The sequence below is a fragment of the Mycobacterium sp. KBS0706 genome, from assembly GCF_005938675.2.
In the GTDB taxonomy this organism is placed as follows: domain Bacteria; phylum Pseudomonadota; class Alphaproteobacteria; order DSM-16000; family Inquilinaceae; genus Inquilinus.
Genome location: NZ_VCCH02000059.1, coordinates 16,688 through 37,751, shown reverse-complemented (window position 1 = coordinate 37,751; position 21,064 = coordinate 16,688). Strand labels below are relative to the sequence as shown.

Genomic DNA, 21,064 nt, shown 5'->3' with positions numbered 1-21,064 from the left:
CAGCCCGGCAGGGTTTGATTATTATCTGAGATAATACGTATTATCAAGAGGCGAGCGATGTCGGGAGGAGGCGCGCGGCTGACGCAGCGGGACATTGCGCGGCTGGCGGGAGTCAGCCAGGCGACGGTGTCGCTGGTGCTCAACCGGCGCGGCGACAGCTCGGCCCGGATCCCGCAGGAGACCCGCGAGCGGGTGCTGGAGGTGATCCGGTCCACCGGCTATGTCGCCGACCCGGCGGCGCAGAAGCTGGTCGGGCGGCGCAACCAGCTGCTCGGCGTCTTCACCTACGAGCCGGTGTTCCCGAGCGGGCAGGCCGATTTCTACACGCCGTTTCTGCTGGGCGTGGAAGGGGCGGCGGAGCGGCATGGCTACGACCTGCTGCTGTTCACCAGCGCGCCGGTGGCCGACGGGCGCCGACGGATCTTCCACGAGAACAACCGGCTGCGCCTGGCCGATGGCTGCATCCTGCTGGGCCGGACGCTGGACCGGGACGAGCTGGCCCGGCTGGTCGCCGATCGCTACCCCTTCGTCGCCATCGGCCGCCGCGACGATGCCGGCGGCCCGGTGCCCTATGTCGGCGCCGACTACGCCGCCGCCACCGCGGCCCTTGTGCGGCGGGCTGTCGCCCTCGGCCATCGCCGACTGGCCTTCGTCGGCCCGGCCGCCGGTGCCGAATCCTCCGACGACCGCTGGGCCGGCTTCCGCGCCGCGGTCGAGGAGGCGGGGGTGGAGTGGATCCACGAGCCCGCCCAGGACCGCGACCCCGGCGATCTCGTCGACGGGCTGCTGCGCGTGGGCGCGACCGTGGCGCTGGTCGAGGACCAGGCCGACGCCGTGCTGCTGGAACGGGCGGCCCGCGACCGAGGCGTGGCGGTGCCGGGCGACCTGTCGCTGATCGCGCTGGGCAACCCGACCCGGCCGGTCGCGACCGACATCGCCTTCACCTGCTTCCGCATCCCGCGCGAGGAGATGGGGCGGCAGGCGGTCGAGATCCTGACCCTGGTGATGAACGGAGACGAAGAGGGGCGGCAGCGGCTGCTGCCCTGCGAGCTGGCCGAGGGGCAGACCCTCGGCCCGGTGCCAGACAAGCGGAAAGGGCGGCGGAATTGACCCGGGAATTCGATGCGGATGTGCTGGTGGTGGGGGGCGGCCTGGGTGGCGTCGCGGCAGCGCTGGCGGCGCTCAGGGCCGGCCGCTCGGTGATCCTGACCGAAGAGTACGACTGGCTCGGCGGCCAGCTGACCAGCCAGGCGGTGCCGCCGGACGAGCATTCCTGGGTCGAGCGCTTCGGCGTCACGGCGAGCTACCGGGCGCTGCGCGACGGCATCCGCGAGCATTACCGCCGGCACTATCCGCTGACCGAGGGCGCCCGGGCCTGGCGCGACCTCAACCCCGGCGCCGGCTGGGTCAGCCGGCTGTGCCATGAGCCGCGGGTCGGCCTGGCGGTGATCGAGGCGATGCTGGCGCCGTGGCGCGGCTCCGGCCGCCTGCGCGTGCTGCAGCCCTACCGGCCGGTGGCGGCCGATGTCGACGGCGACCGGGTGCGCGCCGTCCGCCTCGCCCATCGCGACGGCGGGCCGGACATCGTGGCGTCCGGCCGCTACGTGCTGGACGCGACCGAGACCGGCGCGCTCTTGCCGCTGACCGGCACCGAATACGTCACCGGCTTCGAATCCCGCAGCGAGACCGGGGAGCCGAGCGCGCCCTGGACCGCACAGCCGCTGAACATGCAGGCGGTGTCGATCTGCTTCGCCATCGAACATGTCGACGGCAACCACGTCATCGACCGGCCGGCGAACTACGCCTTCTGGCGCGACTACCGGCCGGAGTTCTGGGGCGGGCCGCTGCTCGGCTGGCGGTCGCCGCATCCGCGCACGCTGGAGATCGTCGAGCGCAGCTTCACCCCGAACCCGGACGACGACCCGCTGGCGGTCAATGCCGACCAGCGGCTGAACCCGGGCGACGGCAACCTGTGGACCTTCCGACGCATCGCCGCCCGCCGCAACTTCACTGCCGGCACCTATGCCAGCGACATCACCCTCGTGAACTGGCCAATGATCGATTATTTCGAGGGGCCGGTGTTCGAGGTGCCGGAGGAAGAGGCGCAGCGCCACCTCGCCGGGGCCGAGGAGCTGTCGCGCTGCGTCCTGTACTGGCTGCAGACCGAGGCGCCGCGGCTGGATGGCGGCGCCGGCTTCCCGGGCTTGCGGCTGCGCAGCGACGTCACCGGCACGCTCGACGGGCTGGCCCAGGCGCCCTATATCCGCGAATCCCGCCGCATCCGCGCCGAGACCACGGTGGTCGAGCAGGACCTGTCGCTGGCGGTGCGCGGCGCTCGCGGCGCCATGCGCTACCGCGATGCCGTCGGCGTCGGCATGTACCGGATCGACCTGCACCCCTCGACCGGCGGCGACAACTACATCGATGTCGGCTCCTGCCCGTTCGAGATCCCGCTCGGCGCGCTGCTGCCGCGGCGGATGGAGAACCTGCTGCCGGCCGGCAAGGCGATCGGCACCACTCACATCACCAATGGCTGCTACCGGCTGCACCCCGTGGAATGGAACATCGGCGAGGTGGCGGGCCATCTCGCCGCCTGGTGCCTGCAGCACGACCTGCCGCCGCGCGCGGTGCGGGCGCGGCCGGACCGGCTGGCCGCCTTCCAGGCCAGGCTGGAAGGGCAGGGGGTCGAGCTGCACTGGCCGGAGATCGTCGGGTACTGACCGGCATCGCCAGACTCAAAGAAAAGCACTAGGGGGAGGACGCCATGACGCTCGGACGCCGCATCTTCGCCACCGCCGCGGCCGGCCTGCTGGCCGCGGCAGCCTTCGGGACCCCGGCCCGCGCGGAGGGCACCGCGCTCAGGATGACGGTCTGGACCGGCAACAAGGCGCATCTGCAGCTGCTGGACGACATCGCCGCCGCCTACCGCAAGGACCATCCGGAGGTGGCGTCGATCACCTTCGAGACGCTGCCCTTCGACGGCTACACCACGGCGCTGACCACCCAGATCGCCGGCGGCAACGCCCCGGACCTGGCCTGGATCTTCGAGAATTCGGCGCCCGACTTCGTCTCCTCCGGCGTGCTGCTGCCGCTGCAGGACGTCCTGCGGGCGACGCCGGGCTACGGCTATGACGACCTGCTGCCCAGCGCCACCGCGCTGTGGCGCCGCGACGAGGTGCTGTACGCCTATCCGTTCTCGACCTCGCCCTTCGGCGTCTTCGTCAATCTCGACCTGGTGAAGCAGGCCGGGGTGACGCCGCCGGCCGAGCGCATCGCGGCGGGAACATGGAGCTGGGGCAACGCCGTCGCCGACGCCGCCGCGGTCCATGCCAAGACCGGCAAGGCCGGGCTGGTGGTGCGCGATTTCGACTACAAGCTGTGGGACAACCTCGCCACCATCTGGAACGGCTGGGGCGCCGCGCCCTGGAGCGCCGACGGCAAGGCCTGCGGCTTCGACCAGCCGGCGATGGCCGAGGCGATGCAGTTCCTGCACAAGGCGGTGTTCACCGACCAGGCGATGCCCGGACCGGGCACGCCGGCCGATTTCTTCGCCGGCGACGCCGCCATGACCATCACCCAGATCAGCCGCGCGGCCCTGTTGAAGGACGGCACCTTCGCCTGGGATTTGGTGCCGCTGCCGAAGGGTCCGGCCGGCGAATATGCGGTGATCGGCCAGGCCGGCATCGGCGTGTTCAAGGCCGGGGCGAACGCTCAGGCCGCGGCGTCCTTCCTGGCCTTCCTGAGCAATCCGGAGAACTCGGCCAAGCTGGCGCAGTTCTTCCCGCCGCCGCGCAAGAGCCAGCTCGCCGTCGACCTGCTGGCCAAGGCCAACCCGATGCTGAAGCCGGAGCAGATCCAGGCGGTGGTGGTGCGCGGCATCGAGATCGGCGCGGTGAAGCCCAGCCACACCGGCAACGCCCAGATCGCCCAGGTGGTGCGGGCCGGGCTGGACGCGCTGTGGCAACCCGACGCCGATGTCGCCGCGGCGCTGCAGGCGGTGTGCGGCCGCATCCGGCCGCTGCTGGCGCGCTGACGATGGCGCGGACATCCACCATGACGGCCGGCCCCGTCGACACCGTGGAGGCCGCCGCCCCGCGTGCGCCGTTCTGGACGATGCGGCGTCGCGACGCCCTGGCCGGCTACCTCTTCGTCGCGCCGCAGCTGGCTGGCGTGGCGCTGTTCGTGCTGATGCCGCTGGCGCTGGTCGCCTGGTACAGCCTGCATGAATGGAACGTCCTGGCCGGCAGCTTCGACTATGTCGGCGACGGCAACTACCGGCTGCTGCTGGAGGATCCGGAGCTGCCGGGCGTGCTGGGTGCCACGGCCCTGTTCTCGGCCGGGCTGGTGGTGCTGAATCTCAGCCTGGCGCTGCTGCTGGCCGTGCTGCTGAACCAGCGGCTGCGCGGCATGACCGTGTTCCGGGCGCTGTTCTTCTCGCCGGTCGTGGTGTCGCTGGTGGCCTGGACCATCGTCTGGGGCTTCCTGCTGCAGAAAGATGGCGGCATCAACGGCATCCTGGCCGTGTTCGGCGTCACCGGCCCCAACTGGCTGCGCGGCGAGACCACGGCGATGCTGTCGGTGATCGTGGTCCAGGTGTTCAAGAATGTCGGGCTGAACATGGTGCTGTTCCTGGCCGCGCTGCAGACCGTGCCGCGCGACCTGTACGAGGCGGCGCGGATCGAAGGCGCCGGCCGCTTCGCCCAGTTCCGCCGCATCACCCTGCCGCTGATCAGCCCGACCATCCTCTTGACCTCGATCATCACCATCGTCGGGTCGCTGCAGGTCTTCGCCCAGATCGCGGTGCTGACCCAGGGCGGGCCGGGCATCTCGACCACCGTGCTGGTCTATTACCTCTACCAGCAGGCCTTCCAGTTCCACGCCTTCGGCTACGGCTCGGCCCTGGCGGTGCTGCTGTTCGCCATCGTCGCGGTGCTGACCTTTGCGCAATGGCAGCTGCGCCGCCGCTGGGTGTTCCATGAGGGCTGAGCTCTCTCCCCGGGCGCGCCTGGCGATCTACGGGCTGATGTGCGTGCTGGCCATCCCCTTCGTCTTCCCGACCTGGTGGATGGTGACCTCTTCCTTCAAGCCGGTGCAGGAGATCTTCGCCTTCCCACCGGCGCTGCTGCCGCGCCGCCTCGACCTCAACGCCTATGCCCAGGTGTTCGCGCTGCAGCCCTTCGCCCTGCAATACTGGAACAGCCTGTACATCGCCGCGGTGGTGACGCTGGGGACGATGGCTGTGGCCTCGCTGGCCGGCTACGCCTTCGCCCGCATCCGCTTCCCCGGCCAGAACCTGGTGTTCATGGTGGTGCTGCTGGCGCTGCTGGTGCCCAGCGAGGTCACGATCGTGCCGCTGTTCCGCTTCTTCCTGGGGCTCGGCCTGGTCAACACCCATTGGCCCTTGATCCTGGTGCCGATCCTGGGCGCGCCCTGCGTGCTGGCGACCTTCATCATGCGCCAGTTCTTCATCACCTTGCCGCCGGAGCTGGAGGAGGCGGGGCGGATCGACGGGCTCGGCCGCTTGGGGCTGTTCTGGCGCATCGCCCTGCCGCTGGCCCGCCCGGCGCTGGGCGCCGTCGCCATCTTTACCTTCCTGCACAGCTGGAACCTGTATCTCGAGCCGATCGTCTTCCTGTCCTCGACCGAGAAATTCACGCTGCCGCAGGCGTTGACCCAGTATGTCGACGCCTATGGCGGGCCGATGTGGAACGTCCAGCTGGCGGCGGTGACCTTGACGGCGCTGCCGGTGCTGATCGTCTTCGTGATCGCCCAGCGCCAGTTCATCGAAGGCTTGGCGCACACCGGGCTGAAGGGGTGAGCCTGCGGCTGCGGCCAGCGACAAGGGCGGCCTGTCACTCCATCAGATGCTCCGGCCGGATCGGCAACTCGCGCACATGGACTCCGGTGGCATGGAACACGGCGTTGGCGATCGCCGCGCCGATGCCGATGGCGCCCAGCTCGCCGATGCCGCGGGCGCCGAGCGGGCTGGCATGCGGGTCGGAGGTCTCGACGAAGCCGATATCGATCTCGCCCACATCGGCGTTCACCGGGACGAGGGTGCCGGCGAGATTCTTCGACATGAAGCGGCCGAGGCGGGTGTCCATCTCCGAGCGCTCCAGCAGCGCCTGGCCGATTCCCCAGATGACCCCGCCGGTCATCTGGCTGCGCGCGGTCTTGGGATTGAGGATCCGGCCGGCGTCGTAGACGCCGACAACGCGGCTGACCCTGGGGATCGGGATGTCGCGGTCGACCCGCACCTCGGCGAACACGGCGCCGAAGCTGAAGATCGGCGGGGTCGCCTCATTGTCGGCCGGTGACCACTCGCCGTCGGCCGACAGCCGCTCGACGCCCAGCCGCGCCAGTGTGCCGGCGTAACCCTCCGGCCCGTTGGCGCCGGCCTCGATCAGCTGCTCTTTCAGGGCCGTGGCCGCCGCCTGCACCGCCGAGCCGACGCTCATCGAGGTCGAGGAGCCGCCGGTGAAGGTGGTCCGGGGCAGCGTCGTATCGGCGATCGCCAGGTCCACGTGCTCGACCGCCACCCCGAGCGTGTCGGCGGCGATCTGCCGGAGGATCGTGCTCAGCCCCTGGCCGACGTCGTGCGAGGCGGTCTCGACCAGTACCCGGCCGTCGCGGTCGATGCCGGCCCGCGCCGCGGCCGGAAAGCGGAACGCCCGCAGCACCGCGGTCGCCATGCCCCAGCCGATCAGGTCCCGCCCGTCGCGCATGGAGCGCGGCGCCCCTGACCGGCCGGACCAGCCGAACCGGCGCGCGCCCTCCGCATAGCATTCCCTCAGCCGCTTGGACGAGAAGGGGCGACCATCGGCCGGATAGGTCTCGGCATAGTTCCGGAGCCGGAGTTCCAGCGGATCCAGGTCGAGGCGATGGGCGAGCTCGTCCATGGCGATCTCGACCGGGACCAGGCCGACGCCGCCGAAGGGTGAGCGCATGGCCGACGGGCTGGCGCGATCGAGGCGCCTGCGGCGATGGCTGATCTTGAAGCTCGGCGTCGCATACATCGCCGGCGTGTCCCAGCCCGCCGCCTCGATATAGTGGCCGATGAAGGCGCCGGCGGCGACCACATCGTGCTGAAGGCCGGTCAGGCTGCCGTCGGCGCGGGCGCTCAAGGCCACCGTCTGGCGGGTCGCCGACTGGTAGCCCGAGGCCGTGTAGGACTGGGCCCTGGTCAGCACCAGCTTCACCGGGCGCTCCAGCTCCCGCGCCGCCATCGCCGCGAGCAGCTGGTGGGGAAGGCCCCAGAGCTTGGCGCCGAAGCTGCCGCCGATGAAGTCGTTCCGGACCCGCACCTGCGCCAGATCGAGCCCGAGCGCCTGGGCCAGCGCCTCGCGTTCCTCCGCCACGCCCTGCGTCGCGTCGTGCACGGTCAGCTGCCCGTCCTGCCAGACCGCCAGGATCGCCCCGGGCTCGATCGGGTTGTGATGCCGGTCGGCCGTGACATACGTGGCCTCCATCGTGGCATCGGCCTCCTGCCGCGCCGTCGCCACATCGCCCCAGGCGGTGTCGAGCGGCAGACCGAAGAACTCGGTGACCGGCTCGGCGCTGTCCGGATCGGCATGGAAATCCGCGTCGAACGGCTCCTCGTCATAGGAGACGCGGAGGAGGCGCGCCGCGTCCGTCGCCTGTTCCAGTGTCTCCGCCACAAGCAGCGCCACGGGCTGGCCTTCGTAGAGGACGCGGTCGCCCCGCAGGGGCGGCAGGTTGTCCTCCGCCAGCACCACGGTCACCTTGCCGAAGCGCGGCGCATTCTCATGCGTGAAGATGGCGATAACGCCGGGCGCGGCCGATGCCCGGCCGAGGTCGATCCCCGCGATGCGCGCCTTGGGCCGCGTCGCCGGCACGATCACGGCGTGGGCCGCGCCGGCCACCGGCGTGTCGGCGGCGTAGCGCGCCGCGCCGGTGACCTTCGCCGGACCGTCCCGGCGGCTGACCGACTGCCCGATTCCGCCGCTCATGCCACATCTCCCGCGATCTGCAGCGCCCGAATGACGGCGCGTTTGGCGAGCTCCACCTTGAAGCCGTTCCGGCGCAGTGGCCGCGGCTCGGCGAAGCCGGCGTCCAAAGCGCGCCGCAGGGCGGGCTCGTCCGTCAGCGTCACGCCCTGCAGGGCTTCTTCCGCCTCCCTCAGGCGCCATGGCTTCGCCGCGACGCCGCCGAGCGCGATCCGCGCCTCGCGGATCACCGCGCCGTCGAGGTCGAGCCCGACCGCCGCCGCGACAAGCGCGAATTCGTAGGACGCCCGCTCGCGCAGCTTGAGGTAGTGCGAGCGGCGCGCGACGGCGGCGGCCGGCAGCTCGATTGCGGTGATCAGCTCGCCGGGCTCCAGCACGGTCTCTCGGACCGATCCGTGGTCGGGCAGAGGATGAAAGTCCGTGACCGGGATCGAGCGCGGCCCGCCGGGGCCATCCACATGCACCACGGCGTCCAGCGCGGCCAGGGCCACCGCCACGTCCGATGGGTGGGTGGCGACGCACTGCTCGGTCCAGCCGAAGATCGCGGCCGACCGGTCCTCGCCGGCCAGCGCCGCGCAGCCGCTGCCCGGCCGGCGCCGATTGCAGGGCAGATCGACCTCGGCCCGAAAATAGGGGCAGCGCGTACGCTGCATCAGGTTCCCACCGATCGAGGCCATGGTGCGGATCTGGGCGGAGGCGCTTTGCAGCAACGCCTGCGAGACGGCCGGCCAGTCGCGCCGGATCGCCGGATGCTCGGCGACGTCGCTCATCCGGGCCAGCGCCCCGATCCTGAGGCCGCGATCGTCGATCGCGATGCGGTCGAGGCCGGACAGGCCATTCAGGTCGACGAGGCGCCGCGGCGCGGCGATGCCGTCCTTCATCCAGTTGAGGAGTTCGGTGCCGCCGGCGATCACCATCGTGTCCGGCTCGGCCGCGGCCCCGATCGCTTGCGCGAGGGTCGCTGCCCGCTCATAGGCGAAGCTCTGCATGGGTCAGATCCCGGTTGCAACCGCCGCGGCCCGCACCGCGGCGACGATCTGGGGATAGGCAGCGCAGCGGCAGAGATTGCCGCTCATGAACTCGCGGATTTCGCTGTCCGAGCCGGCGTGCCCCTCGCGGATGCAGGCGACCGCCGACATGATCTGCCCCGGGGCGCAGAAGCCGCACTGGAACGCGTCATGCTCGATGAAGGCGGCCTGCACGGGGTGCAGCCGGTCGCTCTCGGCAAGCCCCTCGATCGTGGTGATCTCGCGGCCGTCGGCCATGACCGCGAGCGTCAGGCACGACAGCGCCCTGCGGCCGTCGATATGCACCGTGCAGGCGCCGCACTCGCCGCGGTCGCAGCCCTTCTTGGTCCCGGTCAGGCCGAGATGGTCCCTGAGCGCGTCGAGGAGCGTGACGCGAGGATCGATCCTGACGTGCCATGAGCGGCCGTTGACCCGCAGGGTCGTGTCCGCCGCAGCATCCTCGGGGACCTCGATGGTGGTCGGTTCGGCGTCCATGCGTCTCGCCCTTCCTGCTGCGCCGAGATTCGGCTCGTTCGGTCTGAGCGGAAGGTATGGACTCCTTGATTTTCCTCAAGTACCTACTTAAAAGTCAGGTACTTACCCAGAGGTAAGAATTGCTGCCTTGCAGGACTTCCGGGACGTGAGGACATCATGAGGGGAGAGCAGCCCTACAGTTGCGGCCTGGGACCCGCCTTGGAGGTCATCGGTGGTAAATGGAAGGCCCTGATCCTGTGGGAGATCCAGGTCGAGCCTCGCCGGTTCGGAGAGCTGAAGCGGCTGGTGCCGGGGATCAGCGAGAAGATGCTGATCCAGCAGCTCCGGGAGATGGAGGCGGACGGCCTGGTTCACCGCGAGGCGTTCCACGAGGTGCCGCCGCGGGTGGAGTATTCGGTGACCGCACTCGGCGCCTCGCTCAACCAGGCGCTGGGCCCCCTGGCCGATTGGGGCGAGCAGCATGCGGAGCGGATCGGCGCGGTCCGGCAGCGTCGGGAACCGCACGGTATGCTGGCACCGACATCGTAGGGAGGGGACCGTCCACGGCGGTCACGGGCTGAAGATCAGGTTCGGCACGAACAGGATCGCCGGGGCAGAAAACCAGCAGCATGAGCGACGACATCGCGGAGGATGCGCCGGGATGTGACCACGCCGCCCGGCTTCGTCCGAGCCGCGGTTTGCGGCCGGCCTCAGCCCCTGTCCTCGAACGGTGCCCGGAAGCTCGGCAGCCGCTCCGCCGCGGCAGGCAGGGGCGGGAAGGGCTTGTGCGGCTCGGCCTGGTACCAGAAGGCGGTGCTCGACACCTCGTCGTCGCGCCGGTTGGCGTGGCCGCGCTCGATGGTGACGCGGATCGAGCGCTGGAACACCACCGGGTCCTCGATGTGGAAGCGGTACAGCGTCACCGGCTCCTGCCAGTTCGGACCGCCGCCGGCGATGATGCCGTGATACGGCGCGGAATACTCCTGGTTCGGGCACCAGGCGGTGTTGAAGTAATCCTCGGTGCCGGTGCCGTGCAGGGTCGGCGGCCAGGCATCGTTGGCGCCGGGCGCGCTCTCCGGCCGGTCGGCGATCACCGGCTGCGGCGCCTCGGCCGCGATCTGGCGCTTGCGGCCGGCATCGGGCACCGAGATCCCGGGCTCGCCGTCGACGAAAATCATGTCGTCGCCCTCGCCATACCAGTCCCAGTTCCGCGACCGGCGCAGCGAATAGACGCTCAGCAGGCAGCCGACATAGTGGCCATGGCCGGCGGCGTCGAGGATGGTGTGGTTCTTCTTGGCATCGGTGGTGACGCCGCCAAACAGCACCTCCTCATTGGTCAGGCCGGCCTCGTCGAAGGGTTGCGGCGCGGCCCGGCGCCACTGCGCGTGGAAGCGGCCGAGCCCGTCCTCCAGCGCGTCGTGCAGCTCGAGGTCGATATAGTAGTAGAACAGCAGCTCGTGCTCGGCCTCGTTGGTCACGGCGAAGCGCATGCCGGCCGCGAAGGGCATCGGGAAATAGCAGTTCAGCGCCTTGCCGTCCTGCGGGCTCATCTGCAGCGGCAGGCTGACGAAGTTGCGGGTCTGGCCGTGGCCCATGCCGAAGAAGTCGCCCAGCGGGCATTCGATGCTGGGCTCGGCCTCGCCGTCCCACCAGGCGCGCAGCACGATCTTGCGCAGCGCGTGGCGGCTGGCGCAGTTGACCGTGACCCAGATATGGGTGACGACGCCCGCGCCCGAGGCCTCGGCGATCGTCACCGTCTCGCCCGGGGCGATGTGCAGCCGGTCGTCATTGCCCCCGGTGCGGTCCCAGCTGGAGAAGCGCCGGGTGCGGGCCTGGCGCAGCTTGGCGAGGCCGCGCAGCGGCGACAATCCGGCATTGCTCTGCATGATGCTTCCTCTCGTGCGGACGGCTATTTCAGGCCGCCGGTCTTGATCGATTCCACGATCTGCCGCTGGAACAGTACGAACAGCAGCAGGGTCGGCAGCGCCACCACGGTGGAGGCGGCCATGATGTAGTTCCAGGAGGCGGAGTACTGGGCCTGGAAGCTGGCGACCGCGACTTGCACCACCCACAGCTCCGGGTCGGTGGTGATGGTCAGCGGCCACAGGAAGGCGTTCCAATTGGCCAGGAAAAAGAAGATCGCCAGCGCGGCCAGGATCGGCCGCGACAGCGGCAGCACGATGCTCCAATACACCCGCCAATAGCCGGCGCCGTCGATGAACGCGGCTTCCTCCAGCTCCCGCGGCACGTTCAGGTAGAACTGGCGCAGCAGGAAAATGCCGAAGGCGTTGAAGATCGCCGGGATGATCAGGCCGCCATAGGAGTTCACCAGCCCCAGCTGCCGCACCAGGATGAACAGCGGCACGATGATCACCGGCAGCGAGATCAGGAAGGTCGCGAACATGCCGAGGAAGATCGCCTCGCGCCCAGGGAAGCGCAGCCGGGCCAGGGCGTAGCCGGCCATGGAGTGGAACAGCAGCGCAATCACCGTCACCGACCCGGCGACGACCAGCGTGTTCAGCAGGAACCGCAGGAAATCGACTTCGGTGAAGACGTAGAGGAAGTTGTCGAGCGTCGGCCGCGCCGGGATCAGCCCGGGGTCGAAGACCTCGTCCGGCCCCTTGAAGGCGATCGACAGCATCCACAGCAGCGGCGCCACGGCCATGATTGCCGCCAGGGCCGAGGCCAGGAACCAGACCGCGCCGGCCGGGCGGAAGGCGCGGGCGGGGAGGGTGGCGGCGTCAGTCATAGTCGAAGCGCCCGCCACGCGTGGCCCGGAACAGGATGGCGGTGAAGGCCAGCAGGATGATCACCAGCACCGAGGCCATCGCGGCGGCGTAGCCGTATTCGCCGAACTGGAACGCCTGCTCGTAGATGTAATAGATCGCCAGGGACGTCGAGTTGGCCGGGCCGCCCTTGGTCATGACATAGACCAGGTCGAAGGTCTGGGCGCCGGCCACCGCGGCGACGGTCGACACCAGCAGCACGAAGAAGCTGGTCGGGCGCAAGAGCGGCAGGATGATGTGGCGGAAGGCCGCGACCGGCCCGGCGCCGTCGATCCGCGCCGCGTCGAGATATTCGCGCGGGATGTCCTGCAGCCCGGACAGGAAGATCAGCATGTAGTAGCCCATCAGGAACCAGACGCTGACGCCGACGATGGCGTACAGCGCCAGGCTGGGGTCGCCCAGCCAGGACAGGCCGCCGAGCCCGATCGCGGCGGACAGGCGGCTGATCACGCCGATCTTGTCGATCAGCAGCACCTGCCAGATCAGTCCGACCACCACGAGGCTGACCATGTGCGGCAGGAAGAACAGCGTCCGGAACAGGCCGGAGAAGCGGCTGCGCCGGTGCACCAGCAGGGCCAGCCCCAGCCCGGTGACATAGAGGCTGGGCACCAGCAGCACGACATAGAGCAGGGTGACCTTCAGGCTCTCCAGGAACAGCGGGTCGGCCAGCATGCGGCGGTAATTGGCCAGGCCGACGAAGCGGTATCCGCCGAAGCCGGTGACGCCGAAGAAGCCGAGGCTGAGCGACAGCAGCATCGGCCCGCCGACGAAGACCAGCAGGCCCAGCGCGTCGGGCAGCACGAACAGGTAGCCGGCGATCCACTCCCGGTGCCGGGCCGACAGGCGGCGGCGCTTCGCCGTTGCTGCCGTCTGTGGAATCGCGGTCGAAGACGCCGCACTCATGCCGCCGGCCATCCTTCCCGGTGCCTCCCTCGCTCTCGCGTTGCCTCTCCCGCTTGCGGGAGAGGTCGGACATCCGAAGGATGTCCGGGTGAGGGGACGGCTCGGTCTTGCCGAGGGCGAGGTCTTGCCGCAAGCGAGCGGATAATCCGTTCTCGATGCTGGCGCGGCGGTTCCGGTGATCGAGGCCGCAGGCCCTCACCCGGAGCCGCTTCGCGTCTCCGACCTCTCCCGCAAGCGGGAGAGGCAACACGTTCCGCCGTCGAGACCTGTCCTGCTATCCTCATAGGATCGGCGCGCCGTCGTAGCCGGCCAGGAAGCTGTCGATCTGCTGCGCCGCCATCTCGGCCCGCTTGCCCGGATCCTCGCCGTTCAGCTGGCAGGCCTGGATGGCGTCGGAGATCGCCTTGTAGACCTGGGGCGGCACCCGCGGCTCGCCGCGGGCGGTCGGGAACACCTGCTCGGCGAAGCTCTTCATCGCGCCGCTGCCATAGGCCTGGTCTGCCGTGGCCTTCTCGAAGGCCGATTTGCGCGGCGGCATGTCGCTCTTGGCCTTGGTGCACCAGTCGGCGACGCGCTGCACCGATCCCGGCTCCATCGACCCCAGCGCCCAGGCGCAGAACTTGCCCGCCGCCTCGGTGTTGCGGCCGTTGGCGTTGGCGACGAAGGCCCAGCCGCCGGCGACGGTGCGGTCCTGCCCGCCCGGCGGCAGCGGCAGCTTGAACACGCCGTATTCGAAGTTCGGGTCGGCGTTGCGCAGGGCGCTGATGCCCCAGATGCCGACATTCTGCATGGCGCAGAAGCCGGAGCCGAGATTGGCGGCGATGTCGTTGGCGCCGTAGCCCAGCGGCTTGCGCGGCGCGACGCCCAGGGCGACCGCGTCCTGCCAGAACTTCAGCGCGGCGCGGGCGGCGTCGGAGTTGAAGCCGCTCTTGCCGTCCTTCCCGACGATCTCGCCGCCGCCCTGCCACAGGAACGGGTACCAGGTGAAGTTCTGGTAGTAGCCGGGATTGGTCTCGAACAGGATGCCGAAGCGCTTGTCGTTGGTCAGCGTCTTGGCCACCTCCAGCAGCTGGTCCCAGGTCTTCGGGATGTCGGCCTCGCCCAGGCCGGCCTCCTTGAAGGCCTTGACGCTGTAATAGATTGCCATCGGCTCGACCTCCATCGGCAGGCCGAACAGGCCGTCATCGACCAGCCTGGTGGCGATGGCGGTGTCGTAATAATCGGCCCGGGTCTCGGCCGCGACATAGGGGGCGAGGTCCAGCAGCGCGCCGCCATTGTGGTAGCGCAGGAAGTCGCCGGGGCTGATCAGGAAGATGTCCGGTCCCTCGCCGGCGGCGAAGGCGGTCTGCAGCTTGGTGCCGTTGATGTATTGCGAGGTCGGGATGTATTCCAGCTCGACCTTGACCTCCTGGCTGTCGTTCCAGCCCTTCACCATGTCCTGGAACCACTGCACCTGGCCGGGCACAGCGCCGCCCGGCGCGTAGAACTGCCAGAACTTCAGCGGCCCGTCGGCCGCCCGGGCGCGGGACAGATACGGCATCGGCAGCAGGCTGCCGCCGGCGAGGGCGGTGCCGGCGGCCAGGACGGTCCGGCGGCTGAGCATGGTGGTGCCGTTGCGGCGGGTCATGGCGGTCCTCCCCTTTGTCGTGACGCGATGCTTCGGCCTGGGCCGCTCGGGGCCCGGCGATGTCGCAGCCCGGCGACCGTCCGATCGCTCGGGATCCGGCGCCGTCGACTTGTCTGAAACGTTTCAGAAAGGCTATCATCCGATCCGGGACTTGGCAACGGCTTCGGGCATCATGACGACATTGCGGGATGTGGCGAGCCGGGCCGGGGTATCGATCGGCTCGGTCTCGGCGGTGATCAACCGAACGGCGCCGGTCAGTGCCACGCTGCGCCTGCGGGTGATGGCGGCGATCGACGAGCTGGGTTACGCCCCGGACGGCGTGGCGCGCAGCCTGAAGACCGGCCGCACCCGCACCATCGGCCTGGTCATCCCGGACATCACCAACCCGCTCTTTGCCGCCCTGGCCGCCGCGACAGAGCGGGCCTGCGACGCCGCCGGCTACGCCCTGGTGCTGTGCGCCACCGCCGACGACCCGGAGAAGGAGCTGCGCGCCCTGCGGCTGATGCGCACCCAGCGCGCCGACGGGCTGATCCTGGTGCTGAGCGGGGTCGAGCCCGGCAATGCCGAGGCGATCCGCCGCCTCGTCACCGGGCCTGCGGTGCTGGTCGACCGCACCCTGCGAGGCCTCGCCGATTTCGACTCCGTCACCGTCGACAACCGCGCCGCGGCACGGTTGGCAGTCGAGCATATGATCCGTTGCGGCCATCGCCGCATCGGCATCGTCACCGGCCGGCCGGGGATCTCGATCTCGACGGAGCGCTTCGAAGGCTACCACGAGGCGCTGGCCGAGGCCGGCATTCCCCTCGACGACGACCTCGCCGCCTGCGGCGACTTCCACATCGAGACGGCGATGCGGGCCACGGCGGCGCTGCTGCAGCGGCAGCCGCGGCCGACCGCGATCTTCTCGACCAGCAACCTGACCACGATCGGGGTGATGCGGGCGATCGCCGAACAGGGCCTCAACTGCCCGCAGGACGTCTCGGTCGCCGGCATCGACGATTTCGAATGGAGCACCGCCTTCTCGCCCCGCCTGACCGCGGTGGTGCAGCCGGTGCAGGCGATCGGTGAGCGGGCGGTGGAATGCCTGCTGGCGCGGCTCGCCGGCCCACCGCCGGCCGAGCCGGTGCGCGACGTGTTCGCGCCGCTTCTGGTGGTCCGCGATTCCTGCCGCGAGATCGGCTGATCCGGCCGTGCTGCGCTTTTTGTCCGATATTTGACGTCAGGCCCCTCGTCGCACGATCCTCCCTGTGGTAGTCGGCCGGAATCACCCGCAGAACAACAGGCTGACAGGGGAGGGAAGACGAGATGGGACTGCGAACCGCCTTCGGCATGGGCATCGCCCTGGCATTGGCCCTGGCCGGGCCGGCGCGGGCCGAGGACCCGATCCGCATCGCCGATGTGATCGAGCTGTCGGGCGCCGGCGCCACGGTCGGCACCAACTGGAAGAACGCGATCGAGATGGCGGTCGACGAGATCAACCAGAAGGGCGGCGTCCTCGGCCGCCAGCTCGAAGTCTCGCACTACGACACCCAGACCAATCCCGGCGTCTCCCGCGCCCAGGTGCAGAAGGCGCTGGACGAGGAGCCCTATGTGATCTTCGGGCCGATCTTCTCCGGCTCGGTCAAGGTCAACATGATGCTGGCGCAGCAGGCGGAGGTACCGCAGTTCACCGGCGCCGAGGCGACCGAGATCACCCATTCCGGCAATCCCTACATCTTCCGCACCTCGATCAGCCAGGCGGCGGCGATGCCGAAGCTGGCGACCTACCTGGCCGACGACCTGAAGGCCAGGAAGGTCGCCGTGGTCTGGGTCAACAACGATTTCGGCAAGGGCGGCCACGACGCCATCCTCGAGCAGATGAAGGCGCATGGCATCGAGGTGGTGGCCGACCTGTCGACCGAATCCGGCCAGGCCGATTTCGCGGCCGATGTGGTGAAGCTGAAATCCTCCGGCGCCGACGCCGCCATCGTCTACACCAATGAGGAGGAGAGCGCGCGCTTTCTGCGCGAGGCCCGCAAGCAGGCCGTCGCCATCCCGCTGATCGGCGAGACCACGCTCCTGAACCAGAAGGTGATCGACCTTGCCGGCGACGCGGCGAACGGCGTCCGCGGCCATGTCGGGCTGTCGGCCGATGCGCCCTTCGACACCATCCGCGCCTTCCGGGACCGCTTCCAGGCGCGCTACGGCTACCTGCCGGACCATAACGCCATCAAGGCCTACCTGGCGGTCTATGCCGTGCGCTATGCCACCCAGAAGATCGGCAAGGTCGACAGCGTGGCGCTGGCCGAGACGCTGCACGGCCTGACCATCACCACCCAGGACGAGCCCGGGATCCTGATCGACACCAGCTGGGACGCCAATGGCGACGTCGACCGCGTCAGCTTCCTGGCCGAGGTCGAGAACGGCCGTCAGGTGATCGTCAAGACCCTGCCCAAGCTCGGCCAGTAGCCCCACGCATCCGGCCCGCCCGGCGCGGGCCGGGGCCCGAGGATCCCCACCATGGCGAATGTCCTGCAGCTTCTCGCCTCCGGCCTGGCGACGGGTGCGATCTACGCCCTCGTCGCCATCGGCTTCACCCTGCTCTGGCAGACCTCCCAGACCATCAACTTCGCCCAGGGCGAGTTCGTGATGCTGCCGGCCTTCCTCATCCTGGCGGCGATGCGCTTCGGCGACCTGCCGTTCTGGCCGGCGGTGGGCATCGGCGCGGTGCTGGCGCTGATCATCCTCGGCGTGCTGTTCAAGCGCTTGCTGGTCGACCCGATGCTGCGCCACGGCGTGCTGCCGCTGGTGATCGCCACCATCGCCTTCGGCGTGTTCCTGAAGGAATCGGTGAAGGAGTTCTACAGCGCCGAGGCCCAGACCTTCCCGGCACTGGTGCCGGCCGGCGACCTGTCGCTCGGCGGTGTCACCCTGTCGCTGCAGGACCTCGCCGTGATCGCGGTCGCCGTGGTTGCCGTGGTGGCGCTGCAGCTGTTCCTCAGCCGCACCCGCACCGGCCGCTGCATGCAGGCCACGGCGCAGAACCCAACCGTGGCGCGCATCCTCGGCATCCCGGTCGAACGCATGATCCTCTACACCTTCCTGATCAATGCCGGACTGGTGACGCTGGCCTCGCTGCTGGTCAGCCCGATCTACCTGGCCAAGTTCTCCAATGGCGAGACGCTGGGTCTGGCCGCCTTCATCGCCGCCATCGTCGGCGGCTTCAACCAGATCCGCGGCGCCATCGCCGGCGGGCTGCTGCTGGGCGTGATCGACAACCTCATGGCCGCCTATGTCTCGGCCCAGTACCGCGCCGCCGTGCCGCTGCTGCTGCTGATCGCGGTGATCCTGTTCCGGCCGCAGGGCCTGCTCGGCCGGGCCGAGGAGCGCACGGTATGAGCGGGCGCCGCCGCATCCTGGCCGGCTTGGCGCTGGCCCTGGCGATAGCCGGGCTGGCCGCCTTGCCCTTCGGCCTCAAATCCTACGGCATCTACCTGATCAGCACCTGGCTGGTGATGACCATCGCCGCGATGGGTCTGAACCTGACCCTCGGCTATGCCGGCCAGGTGTCGATGGCCCAGGCCGCCTTCGTCGGCATCGGCGCCTACACCGCGGCCATCCTGACCACCCAGGACTGGCCGTTCGGCGCCGCCTTCCTGGCCGCCGGGGCGATCAGCTTCGCCATCGGCTGGATCCTTGGCTACCCGGCGCTGCGGGTGCAGCACCACTATCTGGCCTTCGTCACCCTGGCCTTCACCACGCTGGCCTATCTGGTGTTCCGCAACGAGGAATGGCTGACCGGCGGCATCACCGGCATCAGCGACATCCCGCGGCCGGTGGTGCTGGGCTGGAAGACCGGCCAGGCCACCGCCTTCTACCATTTCTGCCTCGGCATGCTGGTGCTGGTGGCGGCCGGGCTGTGGTGGATCCTGCGTTCGCCCTGGGGCCGTGCCTTCGTGGCGCTGCGCGAGAACCCGGTGCGGGCGCTGTCGCTCGGCGTCGACACCAGGCGATACACGCTGATCGCCTTCGCCCTCGGCTCGGCCCTCGGCGGCTTCGCCGGCGCGCTCTACGCGCCCCTGGTGCAGTTCGTCGACCCGACGCCGTTCGGCCTCGGCCTGTCGCTGAACCTGCTGCTGATGGTGGTGGTCGGCGGTGCCGGCTTTTTCTTCGGGCCCTTCCTCGGCGCGCTGGTGGCGGTGCTGCTGCCGGAATGGCTGCGCTTCACCGAGGGCTATTACCTGATCCTCTACGCGCTCCTGGTAATGGCGCTGATGGCGGCCTGCCCGACCGGTCTGCTCGGCCTCGCCGACCGGCTGCTCCACTCGGTCCGGCGCAATCCGGCCCCAGCCGGGGAGGCGGCGCGATGAGCCCGGTGCTGGAGGTCAACGACCTGCGCCGCAGCTTCGGCGGCATCGCCGCGGTCGACGGCGTATCCTTCGCCGTCCATCCGGGCGAGATCCTCGGCATCATCGGGCCGAACGGCAGCGGCAAGTCGACCCTGTTCAACTGCATCCTGGGCCAACTGAGGCCCAGCGCCGGCGAAGTCCGGATCGATGGCCGAGCAGTGACCGGGCTGCGCCCTTGCGACCTCAACCGCATGGGGGTGAGCCGCACCTTCCAGCTGCTGCAGATCTTCCCGCTTCTCTCCGTGCGCGAGAACCTGATCCTGGCGGGACAGGAGCATCAGGGGTCAATGCTGTCCCGCCTGTTCGGCCGCCGCGATGCCGGGCTGGGCGCCGCGGCCGACCGGATGATCGCCTTCTTCCGGCTGCAGCACCTGGCCGACGCCAAGGCCGGCGGCCTCAGCTACGGCCAGCAGAAGCTCCTGGACGCCGCCATGGCCTTCATGGCCGGGCCGAAGCTGACCCTGCTGGACGAGCCGGCCGGCGGCGTCAACCCGACCATGCTGGCCGGACTGAAGGACCGCCTGGCCGCGATGAATCGGGAGGAGGGGGCGACCTTCGTGGTGATCGAACACAACATGGAATTCGTGATGTCGCTGTGCAGCCGGATCCTGGTCCTGGCCGAGGGCCGCATCATCGCCCAGGGCGCGCCGGACGAGGTCCGCAGCAACCCCGACGTGATCGAGGCCTATCTTGGACACTGACGCGCCGATCCTGGAGCTCGAGGACGTGGTCGCCGGCTATGGCCGCATGACCATCCTCAACGGCACCAGCTTCAAGGTGGCGCGCGGGGCCATCACCACCATGATCGGGCCGAACGGGGCCGGCAAGTCGACCGTGTTCAAGACCGTCTTCGGCCTGCTGCCCGCGCGCTCCGGCCGCGTCCGCTTCGACGGCGCCGACATCACCAACGCCACGCCGCGCCGCCTCCTGGGTCTCGGCCTGTGCTACGTGCCGCAGGGCCGCAACATCTTCCCGGAGCTCAGCGTCCGCCACAATCTCGAGCTTGGCGGCGTGGCGGCGACAGGCGTCGCCGACCTGCCGGCGCGGATCGAGGCGGCGATGGACCGGTTCCCGATGCTGCGGCACAAGGCCGACCGCCAGGCCTCGACCCTGTCGGGCGGCGAGCAGAAGCTCTTGGAGATCGCCCGTGCGCTGCTGCTGGACCCGAAGCTGATCCTGATCGACGAGCCGTCGATCGGCCTGTCGCCGCTGATGGTGCAGGAGACCTTCGCCATCCTGACCGGCCTGCGCGACAAGGGCGTCTCCGTGCTGATGGTCGAGCAGAACGCCCGCAGTGCCCTGCAGATCTCGGATCATGGGCTGGTGCTGGAGCTCGGCCGCACCCGGCTGCGGGACCGGGCCGAGGCGATCCTGGCCGACCCCCGGATCGGCGAGATGTTCCTCGGCGGCGGGATGACGGCGGCCTGACGGCAGGGCTGCGACCCCGGAGCTTCCAGATCCAAGCCGCCGCCGCCGTCGCGGCCGGAGATCTCGACCGCGCCGGCAAGGCCGAAATCTGAACGGAATCGCCGCGGTCGATGCCTCGGCCGCGGCGAAGACGGTGCCGGTCTTGGTTACAGAACGAAGTCAGCGGCCTCGAGGCCGATGGCGCCGGTGAGCTGGATGTGGAAGTCGGAGGTGCCGTCGCCATTGATGTCGCCGGCAATGGTGGTGACGCCGCCCGCCACGGCGTGGCGCAGCTGGCCGGCCACGCCCGTGTAGACGCCGGAGCCGATGAAGCTGAAGGCCTGGTCGCCGGCAACGCCGGTGCTGGCGTCGATCGCCGACAGGTCGATCCGGTCGCCCTGGGCGTGGCTGAAATCGGTGATCCGGTCGGCATTGGCCCCGACCGCGCTGTGCGACGCGGCGGTGAACACGAAGCGGTCGGCGCCGCCCAGGCTTCACCACGCGC

The 21,064-nt window shown here is 69.8% G+C and carries 20 protein-coding genes; 12 read left to right on the top strand and 8 right to left on the bottom strand.

Annotation, left to right across the window (positions count from 1 at the left end):
- Positions 1 to 57: 57 nt before the first annotated feature.
- From FFK22_RS27130 to FFK22_RS27110, 5 genes are read left to right on the top strand one after another with little or no spacing between them, the layout of a single operon-like run.
- Complete coding sequence (locus tag FFK22_RS27130; RefSeq protein WP_138890749.1) at positions 58 to 1,110, top strand: LacI family DNA-binding transcriptional regulator; 1,053 nt, start codon at positions 58 to 60, stop codon at positions 1,108 to 1,110.
- Positions 1,107 to 2,720 (top strand): FAD-dependent oxidoreductase, encoded by a 1,614-nt coding sequence (locus tag FFK22_RS27125; RefSeq protein WP_138890750.1) that lies wholly within the window; start codon positions 1,107 to 1,109, stop codon positions 2,718 to 2,720. Before FFK22_RS27130 ends, FFK22_RS27125 begins: the two co-directional genes overlap by 4 nt.
- A 44-nt stretch (positions 2,721 to 2,764) precedes the next feature.
- Positions 2,765 to 4,033, top strand: a complete 1,269-nt coding sequence (locus FFK22_RS27120) for an extracellular solute-binding protein (protein ID WP_138890751.1) — start codon at positions 2,765 to 2,767, stop codon at positions 4,031 to 4,033.
- A gap of 20 nt (positions 4,034 to 4,053) precedes the next feature.
- The gene (locus tag FFK22_RS27115; protein WP_138890752.1) at positions 4,054 to 4,986 is read left to right on the top strand and encodes a carbohydrate ABC transporter permease; all 933 of its coding nucleotides are present in this window, start codon (positions 4,054 to 4,056) and stop codon (positions 4,984 to 4,986) included.
- Complete coding sequence (locus tag FFK22_RS27110; protein ID WP_138890753.1) at positions 4,976 to 5,818, top strand: carbohydrate ABC transporter permease; 843 nt, start codon at positions 4,976 to 4,978, stop codon at positions 5,816 to 5,818. Before FFK22_RS27115 ends, FFK22_RS27110 begins: the two co-directional genes overlap by 11 nt.
- 34 nt (positions 5,819 to 5,852) lie before the next feature.
- Here FFK22_RS27110 and FFK22_RS27105 read toward each other — a convergent pair whose 3' ends face one another.
- Genes FFK22_RS27105 through FFK22_RS27095 form a run of 3 tightly spaced genes read right to left on the bottom strand, consistent with a single transcriptional unit; the run spans position 5,853 to position 9,469 of the window.
- Positions 5,853 to 7,970 carry a xanthine dehydrogenase family protein molybdopterin-binding subunit gene (locus FFK22_RS27105; protein WP_138890754.1) on the bottom strand — a complete coding sequence of 706 codons (2,118 nt, stop codon included), beginning with the start codon at positions 7,968 to 7,970 and terminating at the stop codon, positions 5,853 to 5,855.
- The gene (locus FFK22_RS27100; protein ID WP_138890755.1) at positions 7,967 to 8,956 is read right to left on the bottom strand and encodes a xanthine dehydrogenase family protein subunit M; all 990 of its coding nucleotides are present in this window, start codon (positions 8,954 to 8,956) and stop codon (positions 7,967 to 7,969) included. Before FFK22_RS27100 ends, FFK22_RS27105 begins: the two co-directional genes overlap by 4 nt.
- Positions 8,957 to 8,959: 3 nt before the next feature.
- A complete protein-coding gene (locus FFK22_RS27095) occupies positions 8,960 to 9,469 on the bottom strand; it encodes a (2Fe-2S)-binding protein (RefSeq protein WP_138890756.1) in 510 nt (169 codons plus the stop codon).
- Positions 9,470 to 9,625: 156 nt separating this feature from the next.
- Between FFK22_RS27095 and FFK22_RS27090 the strand changes: the two genes are divergently transcribed.
- A complete protein-coding gene (locus tag FFK22_RS27090) occupies positions 9,626 to 9,997 on the top strand; it encodes a helix-turn-helix domain-containing protein (protein WP_138890757.1) in 372 nt (123 codons plus the stop codon).
- Between the two features lie 161 nt (positions 9,998 to 10,158).
- On the opposite strand, the gene FFK22_RS27085 is transcribed toward FFK22_RS27090, so the two are convergent.
- The 4 genes from FFK22_RS27085 to FFK22_RS27070 all read right to left on the bottom strand — a co-directional run bounded on the left by FFK22_RS27085 (position 10,159) and on the right by FFK22_RS27070 (position 14,764).
- Positions 10,159 to 11,334 carry a glycoside hydrolase family 172 protein gene (locus FFK22_RS27085; protein ID WP_138890758.1) on the bottom strand — a complete coding sequence of 392 codons (1,176 nt, stop codon included), beginning with the start codon at positions 11,332 to 11,334 and terminating at the stop codon, positions 10,159 to 10,161.
- Positions 11,335 to 11,357: 23 nt separating this feature from the next.
- Positions 11,358 to 12,197 (bottom strand): carbohydrate ABC transporter permease, encoded by an 840-nt coding sequence (locus tag FFK22_RS27080; protein ID WP_138890759.1) that lies wholly within the window; start codon positions 12,195 to 12,197, stop codon positions 11,358 to 11,360.
- Positions 12,190 to 13,137, bottom strand: coding sequence for a carbohydrate ABC transporter permease (locus FFK22_RS27075; protein ID WP_138890760.1), 948 nt, complete (start codon positions 13,135 to 13,137; stop codon positions 12,190 to 12,192). The genes FFK22_RS27080 and FFK22_RS27075 overlap by 8 nt, the downstream gene beginning before the upstream one ends.
- A 280-nt stretch (positions 13,138 to 13,417) precedes the next feature.
- Positions 13,418 to 14,764 (bottom strand): sugar ABC transporter substrate-binding protein, encoded by a 1,347-nt coding sequence (locus FFK22_RS27070; RefSeq protein WP_138890761.1) that lies wholly within the window; start codon positions 14,762 to 14,764, stop codon positions 13,418 to 13,420.
- A gap of 172 nt (positions 14,765 to 14,936) precedes the next feature.
- Between FFK22_RS27070 and FFK22_RS27065 the strand changes: the two genes are divergently transcribed.
- The 6 genes from FFK22_RS27065 to FFK22_RS27040 all read left to right on the top strand — a co-directional run bounded on the left by FFK22_RS27065 (position 14,937) and on the right by FFK22_RS27040 (position 20,580).
- Complete coding sequence (locus tag FFK22_RS27065) at positions 14,937 to 15,947, top strand: LacI family DNA-binding transcriptional regulator (RefSeq protein WP_186002672.1); 1,011 nt, start codon at positions 14,937 to 14,939, stop codon at positions 15,945 to 15,947.
- Between the two features lie 122 nt (positions 15,948 to 16,069).
- The gene (locus tag FFK22_RS27060; RefSeq protein ID WP_138890763.1) at positions 16,070 to 17,212 is read left to right on the top strand and encodes an ABC transporter substrate-binding protein; all 1,143 of its coding nucleotides are present in this window, start codon (positions 16,070 to 16,072) and stop codon (positions 17,210 to 17,212) included.
- Positions 17,213 to 17,263: 51 nt separating this feature from the next.
- Positions 17,264 to 18,142: a branched-chain amino acid ABC transporter permease gene (locus FFK22_RS27055; RefSeq protein ID WP_138890764.1), complete on the top strand. Its 879-nt coding sequence runs from the start codon at positions 17,264 to 17,266 to the stop codon at positions 18,140 to 18,142.
- Complete coding sequence (locus FFK22_RS27050) at positions 18,139 to 19,113, top strand: branched-chain amino acid ABC transporter permease (protein WP_138890765.1); 975 nt, start codon at positions 18,139 to 18,141, stop codon at positions 19,111 to 19,113. The genes FFK22_RS27055 and FFK22_RS27050 overlap by 4 nt, the downstream gene beginning before the upstream one ends.
- Positions 19,110 to 19,853 carry an ABC transporter ATP-binding protein gene (locus tag FFK22_RS27045; RefSeq protein WP_138890766.1) on the top strand — a complete coding sequence of 248 codons (744 nt, stop codon included), beginning with the start codon at positions 19,110 to 19,112 and terminating at the stop codon, positions 19,851 to 19,853. The genes FFK22_RS27050 and FFK22_RS27045 overlap by 4 nt, the downstream gene beginning before the upstream one ends.
- Complete coding sequence (locus FFK22_RS27040) at positions 19,843 to 20,580, top strand: ABC transporter ATP-binding protein (protein ID WP_221938884.1); 738 nt, start codon at positions 19,843 to 19,845, stop codon at positions 20,578 to 20,580. The genes FFK22_RS27045 and FFK22_RS27040 overlap by 11 nt, the downstream gene beginning before the upstream one ends.
- A 146-nt stretch (positions 20,581 to 20,726) precedes the next feature.
- Here the strand turns inward: FFK22_RS27040 and FFK22_RS27035 are convergent, their stop codons facing one another.
- Complete coding sequence (locus tag FFK22_RS27035; RefSeq protein WP_138890767.1) at positions 20,727 to 21,050, bottom strand: M10 family metallopeptidase C-terminal domain-containing protein; 324 nt, start codon at positions 21,048 to 21,050, stop codon at positions 20,727 to 20,729.
- Between the last annotated feature and the right edge of the window lie 14 nt (positions 21,051 to 21,064).

What these genes read in the sequence shown, in the direction of transcription:
- FFK22_RS27090 (WP_138890757.1), top strand. Translation starts at nt 9,626, where the DNA reads ATGAGGGGAGAGCAGCCCTACAGTTGCGGCCTGGGACCCGCCTTGGAG.
- FFK22_RS27120 (WP_138890751.1), top strand. Translation starts at nt 2,765, where the DNA reads ATGACGCTCGGACGCCGCATCTTCGCCACCGCCGCGGCCGGCCTGCTG.
- FFK22_RS27110 (WP_138890753.1), top strand. Translation starts at nt 4,976, where the DNA reads ATGAGGGCTGAGCTCTCTCCCCGGGCGCGCCTGGCGATCTACGGGCTG.
- FFK22_RS27115 (WP_138890752.1), top strand. Translation starts at nt 4,054, where the DNA reads ATGACGGCCGGCCCCGTCGACACCGTGGAGGCCGCCGCCCCGCGTGCG.
- FFK22_RS27050 (WP_138890765.1), top strand. Translation starts at nt 18,139, where the DNA reads ATGAGCGGGCGCCGCCGCATCCTGGCCGGCTTGGCGCTGGCCCTGGCG.
- FFK22_RS27065 (WP_186002672.1), top strand. Translation starts at nt 14,937, where the DNA reads ATGACGACATTGCGGGATGTGGCGAGCCGGGCCGGGGTATCGATCGGC.
- FFK22_RS27060 (WP_138890763.1), top strand. Translation starts at nt 16,070, where the DNA reads ATGGGACTGCGAACCGCCTTCGGCATGGGCATCGCCCTGGCATTGGCC.
- FFK22_RS27095 (WP_138890756.1), bottom strand. Translation starts at nt 9,469, where the DNA reads ATGGACGCCGAACCGACCACCATCGAGGTCCCCGAGGATGCTGCGGCG.
- FFK22_RS27055 (WP_138890764.1), top strand. Translation starts at nt 17,264, where the DNA reads ATGGCGAATGTCCTGCAGCTTCTCGCCTCCGGCCTGGCGACGGGTGCG.
- FFK22_RS27045 (WP_138890766.1), top strand. Translation starts at nt 19,110, where the DNA reads ATGAGCCCGGTGCTGGAGGTCAACGACCTGCGCCGCAGCTTCGGCGGC.
- FFK22_RS27105 (WP_138890754.1), bottom strand. Translation starts at nt 7,970, where the DNA reads ATGAGCGGCGGAATCGGGCAGTCGGTCAGCCGCCGGGACGGTCCGGCG.
- FFK22_RS27070 (WP_138890761.1), bottom strand. Translation starts at nt 14,764, where the DNA reads ATGACCCGCCGCAACGGCACCACCATGCTCAGCCGCCGGACCGTCCTG.
- FFK22_RS27085 (WP_138890758.1), bottom strand. Translation starts at nt 11,334, where the DNA reads ATGCAGAGCAATGCCGGATTGTCGCCGCTGCGCGGCCTCGCCAAGCTG.
- FFK22_RS27100 (WP_138890755.1), bottom strand. Translation starts at nt 8,956, where the DNA reads ATGCAGAGCTTCGCCTATGAGCGGGCAGCGACCCTCGCGCAAGCGATC.
- FFK22_RS27075 (WP_138890760.1), bottom strand. Translation starts at nt 13,137, where the DNA reads ATGAGTGCGGCGTCTTCGACCGCGATTCCACAGACGGCAGCAACGGCG.
- FFK22_RS27130 (WP_138890749.1), top strand. Translation starts at nt 58, where the DNA reads ATGTCGGGAGGAGGCGCGCGGCTGACGCAGCGGGACATTGCGCGGCTG.
- FFK22_RS27080 (WP_138890759.1), bottom strand. Translation starts at nt 12,197, where the DNA reads ATGACTGACGCCGCCACCCTCCCCGCCCGCGCCTTCCGCCCGGCCGGC.